The sequence below is a fragment of the Collimonas fungivorans genome (assembly GCF_028292705.1).
In the GTDB taxonomy this organism is placed as follows: Bacteria; Pseudomonadota; Gammaproteobacteria; order Burkholderiales; family Burkholderiaceae_D; genus Collimonas; species Collimonas fungivorans_B.
Genome location: NZ_JAQGLV010000269.1, coordinates 1 through 3,506, shown reverse-complemented (window position 1 = coordinate 3,506; position 3,506 = coordinate 1). Strand labels below are relative to the sequence as shown.

Annotated in this window: 7 protein-coding genes; all 7 read right to left on the bottom strand. The window is 59.2% G+C overall.

Annotated elements, in window-relative coordinates; translation table 11 throughout:
• Positions 1–214: 214 nt before the first annotated feature.
• Positions 215–715 carry a Sec-independent protein translocase protein TatB gene (tatB, locus tag JWQ61_RS15140; protein WP_304361261.1) on the bottom strand — a complete coding sequence of 167 codons (501 nt, stop codon included), beginning with the start codon at positions 713–715 and terminating at the stop codon, positions 215–217.
• Between the two features lie 64 nt (positions 716–779).
• Positions 780–989, bottom strand: a complete 210-nt coding sequence (tatA, locus tag JWQ61_RS15135; RefSeq protein ID WP_304361260.1) for a Sec-independent protein translocase subunit TatA — start codon at positions 987–989, stop codon at positions 780–782.
• A gap of 103 nt (positions 990–1,092) precedes the next feature.
• Positions 1,093–1,464, bottom strand: coding sequence for a histidine triad nucleotide-binding protein (locus JWQ61_RS15130; protein ID WP_304361259.1), 372 nt, complete (start codon positions 1,462–1,464; stop codon positions 1,093–1,095).
• 23 nt (positions 1,465–1,487) lie between these two features.
• Positions 1,488–1,865: a phosphoribosyl-ATP diphosphatase gene (locus JWQ61_RS15125; protein ID WP_304361258.1), complete on the bottom strand. Its 378-nt coding sequence runs from the start codon at positions 1,863–1,865 to the stop codon at positions 1,488–1,490.
• A gap of 48 nt (positions 1,866–1,913) precedes the next feature.
• Complete coding sequence (gene hisI, locus JWQ61_RS15120) at positions 1,914–2,309, bottom strand: phosphoribosyl-AMP cyclohydrolase (RefSeq protein WP_120237375.1); 396 nt, start codon at positions 2,307–2,309, stop codon at positions 1,914–1,916.
• Positions 2,306–3,070 (bottom strand): imidazole glycerol phosphate synthase subunit HisF, encoded by a 765-nt coding sequence (gene hisF, locus JWQ61_RS15115; protein WP_304361257.1) that lies wholly within the window; start codon positions 3,068–3,070, stop codon positions 2,306–2,308. The genes hisI and hisF overlap by 4 nt, the downstream gene beginning before the upstream one ends.
• On the bottom strand, positions 3,067–3,506 hold a 440-nt coding region (locus JWQ61_RS15110), incomplete at its 5' end, for a HisA/HisF-related TIM barrel protein (RefSeq protein WP_304361256.1). The genes hisF and JWQ61_RS15110, both read right to left, overlap by 4 nt.

Genomic DNA, 3,506 nt, shown 5'->3' with positions numbered 1-3,506 from the left:
ACGGCATCAGGCACAGGAACACCACGATCACCGCGATCGACGCCTTCATGATGCGATTGCGCAATTCCACCAGGTGCGAAATGAACGTCTCTTCGACGCCGCTGGTTTTTTCGGAACCGCTGGTTTTCTGTTCTTCAGTCATGGGGCAAGGTGTTTTGCAATCAGGCGGATTGGCCGATATCAGCGTTGGCCTGGCTTGAGGCGAAGCATGAAATCACGAAAAAAATGAACCGGAAGCCTTGCTTTGGCCGGCCGGACGGTATTTCGCGACCCGTGCGGCGCCCGACAGGACGCGCGCCTTCTGGCCGCTTTGCTGTTTGTACCAGGCAGGAATGGCGCTGGTGCGCGCCAGCTTTTTCTTGCGAAAACTCTTGGCCTTGAGCGTCTGCGCCAGCTGACCGACATTAAAGCTGCCAGCGCCATCGGTGCCGCTATCGTTCCAGGCGGCGTGCAGCGACTCCTTGGTATCCGAGATGCTGCTGGCGATGTTTTGCTCGAAATCGCTGGCGGCTTCCTGCACGTCTTTCTGCATCTTGCGCAGCTCTTCCAGTTCAATCTCACGGCTGACTTCGGATTTGACTTCGTTGATGTAGCGCTGCGCACGGCCGAACAGGGAGCCCGCCATGCGGGCCACGGTCGGCAGTTTCTCCGGCCCGATGACAACCAGTGCAACGACGCCGATCAGCGCTAATTTAGTAAGACCAATATCGATCATAAGGAATGACAGCAAACCTCAGGGCAAGCCGGCGTCGCGCATGCACACCGGCAGCAGCCGCGACTCAGTTGCCGGACTTGTCCTTTTCTTTGGCGGCGACGTCAATCGTCGCCTTGTCGGCGGCCTGCTTTTCTTCCTCGCCCTTGATGCCATCCTTGAAGCCCTTGACTGCCTTGCCCAGGTCGGAACCCATGTTGCCGATTTTCTTGGTGCCAAACAACAACATGACGATAACCAGCACGATCAACCAGTGCCAAATACTGAACGAACCCATTTTTTTCTCCTTGTCGGGCAAACCTGCCCGATCCTGCTAAGTCAAATTAACCGTTAAATCCTTACAAACCAATTTGCAGCCGCTGGACCTCGATTCGGCGGATTCAGCGCTGCCCACGCCACGGTTTAGGTCCGCCGATGACGTGCATATGCAAATGGTACACCTCTTGGCCGCCGTCAGGCCCGACGTTGAAGATCGTCTTGTAGCCGCCGCTGGCCTGGCCCTGCTCGTCCAGCTGGTAACCGCAGCCCTGTTCTTGCGCCAGGCGCGGCGCCAGCAGCGCCATTTTACCCAACAAAGCGGCGTGCGCCTCAGTACAATCGGCCAAAGTCGCGATGTGCTGCTTGGGCACGATCAGGAAATGGATGGGCGCGGCCGGATTGATGTCATGGAAAGCGATCAGGTCGTCGTCTTCATAGATCGCTTTCGAGGGGATCTGCTTGGCTGCAATTTTGCAAAAAATACAATTTTCCAAATTATCTCCGGGTCTTGATCGATTCAGATCTTGCCTTGGTCGGTTTCCTGCTGCTCACGGGCAACCAGCTTGCGGCTGGCTTTTTCCTCGATGCCGGACAGGCCTTCGCGCCGCGCCAGTTCCTGCAGCACGTCTTGCGGCGTCAGGTTGAACTGGGCCAGCATGATCATCGAATGGAACCATAGGTCGGCGCATTCGTACAGCACATGGGAAACGTCGCCGTCCACCCGCGCATCCTTGGCCGCCATCACGGTTTCCGTCGCTTCCTCGCCGATTTTTTTCAGGATCGCGTCGTCGCCCTTGGCGAACAGGCGGGCCACGTATGAGGTCTCGGGGTCGCCGCCGTTAGCCGGCTTACGCGACTCGATGACCGCCGCCAGGCGCTTCAGGGTTTCACTCATGATCGGATCCGCTTATTTATCTGCTTATTTAGCTGCTTATTTATCTGTTTACTTGTAAATCTCATCCGGCTCTTTCAATACCGGTTCGACCGTTTCCCAGCTCTTGCTGTCGCTCTCCAGTTTCTGGAAGAAGCAGGAATGGCGGCCGGTATGGCAGGCGATGTCGCCGGCCTGGGTCACTTTCAGCAGCACCACGTCTTCGTCGCAATCGAGGCGGATTTCGTGCACTTTCTGCACATGGCCGGACTCTTCGCCCTTGTGCCACAGTTTCTTGCGCGTGCGGCTCCAGTACACCGCCTCGCCCAGCGCCACCGTCTTCGCCAGGGCGTCGCGGTTCATCCAGGCGAACATCAGGACATCGTTCGAGCCTAGCTCCTGGGCAATCACCGGCACCAGGCCGTGTTCATCCCATCTGACCTTGTTTAACCAATTCACGCTGCTCATGCTAACCTCATCGGAATCTGCTGTGCCGCCATGAACTGCTTGGCTTCCTGCACAGTGTGTTGGCCATAATGGAAAATGCTCGCCGCCAGCACCGCATCGGCGCGGCCGATCTTGATGCCGTCAGCCAGATCCTGCAAACCGCCGACGCCGCCGGAAGCAATCACCGGGATCGTCACGGCGTTGGAGACGCTGCTGGTCAAAGCCAGGTCGAAACCGACCTTGGTGCCGTCGCGGTCCATGCTGGTGAGCAGGATTTCGCCTGCGCCTAGCTGCTCCATCTTTTTCGCCCATTCAATGGCATCGAGGCCGGTGGCCTTGCGCCCGCCATGGGAAAACACTTCCCACTTGCCGGGCGCGACCTGCTTGGCGTCGATAGCGACCACGATGCATTGCGATCCGTACTTGGCGGCGGCATCCGCCACCAGCTGCGGATTGGTGACCGCCGAGGTATTGATGCCGACCTTGTCGGCGCCCGCGTTCAGCAAACGCCGCACGTCTTCCACCGCGCGCACGCCGCCGCCTACCGTCAGCGGAATGAATACCTGCGAGGCGACCGCTTCGATGATCGGCAGGATCAGGTCGCGGCCGTCGGATGAAGCGGTGATGTCTAGAAAAGTAATTTCATCGGCGCCCTGCTGGTCATAGCGGCGCGCGATCTCGACCGGATCGCCGGCGTCACGCAGCTCCAGGAAATTGACGCCCTTGACCACGCGGCCATTGGTCACGTCGAGGCAGGGAATGATGCGTTTGGCGAGGGTCATGGCTGGTCAGCGTCGGGCTGCTCGGACAGGTCTTCGTCTTCGATGAATTCGTCGCTCAGTTCGTCCGCGCGCTCCTGCGCCGAACGCAGGTCAAGCGTGCCTTCGTAGATCGAACGGCCGCAAATGACTGCCTCGATGCCTTCATCCTGCACCGCGCACAGCGCTTCGACATCCTTGACGTTGTGCACGCCGCCGGAAGCGATCACCGGGATCGTCATGCTTTGCGCCAGCTTGACGGTGGCTTCGATGTTGACGCCGCCCATCATGCCGTCGCGGCCGATGTCGGTATACACGATCGAGGCGCAGCCATAGTCTTCGAATTTCTTGGCCAGGTCGATCACTTCGTGGCCGGACAGCTTGCTCCAGCCGTCGGTGGCGACCTTGCCGTCCTTGGCGTCGAGGCCGACGATGATCTGGCCCGGGAAGGCGCTGCAGG

Bases quoted from the DNA above. Each gene is read 5' to 3' on its own strand.
- tatB (WP_304361261.1), bottom strand. From the start codon at position 715: ATGATCGATATTGGTCTTACTAAATTAGCGCTGATCGGCGTCGTTGCA.
- tatA (WP_304361260.1), bottom strand. From the start codon at position 989: ATGGGTTCGTTCAGTATTTGGCACTGGTTGATCGTGCTGGTTATCGTC.
- JWQ61_RS15125 (WP_304361258.1), bottom strand. From the start codon at position 1,865: ATGAGTGAAACCCTGAAGCGCCTGGCGGCGGTCATCGAGTCGCGTAAG.
- hisI (WP_120237375.1), bottom strand. From the start codon at position 2,309: ATGAGCAGCGTGAATTGGTTAAACAAGGTCAGATGGGATGAACACGGC.
- hisF (WP_304361257.1), bottom strand. From the start codon at position 3,070: ATGACCCTCGCCAAACGCATCATTCCCTGCCTCGACGTGACCAATGGC.